The 367-nt window shown below is 22.9% G+C and carries 1 protein-coding gene; it reads left to right on the top strand.

Features of this window, described 5'->3' with window-relative positions; translation table 11 throughout:
• Positions 1–99: 99 nt before the first annotated feature.
• Positions 100–367 (top strand): hypothetical protein (locus CAMP5082_RS08315; RefSeq protein WP_337206442.1); only part of this gene is annotated, 268 nt, incomplete at its 3' end.

Genomic DNA, 367 nt, shown 5'->3' with positions numbered 1-367 from the left:
CAAAACAAAGCAATACCATTATAGATGATATAAAAGAAGATTTTAAGATTGTATCTAATAATGCTATAATAAATAATACTAACTTTAAAGGTAAAAAAATTGCTTAAAATATCAAAAAGAATTTCTATTATAGTTTTTATTGTATTAGTTTTTATCATAATTGCTAGCAATGCTTATAACTTTATCCAAGAAGCTTTACAATTTAAAGAAGCTAATGAAAATAAAGCAAGAGAAAATCTTAGTGCTTTAATCAAATGGAGTGAAAACGAAGGCAAGGAAGAATTAGAATATGCTAAGAATTTAAGCAAAGAAAACTATAATCAAGAAAAAGTTACACAAATGATTATTAAAAATCTTAAGATGATAC

Origin of the sequence: Campylobacter sp. LMG 17559, assembly GCF_024723605.1 — a bacterium.
In the GTDB taxonomy this organism is placed as follows: Bacteria; Campylobacterota; Campylobacteria; order Campylobacterales; family Campylobacteraceae; genus Campylobacter_D.
Note: the sequence above shows the minus strand (reverse complement) of the source record. Positions and strands in the feature narration are given on the sequence as shown.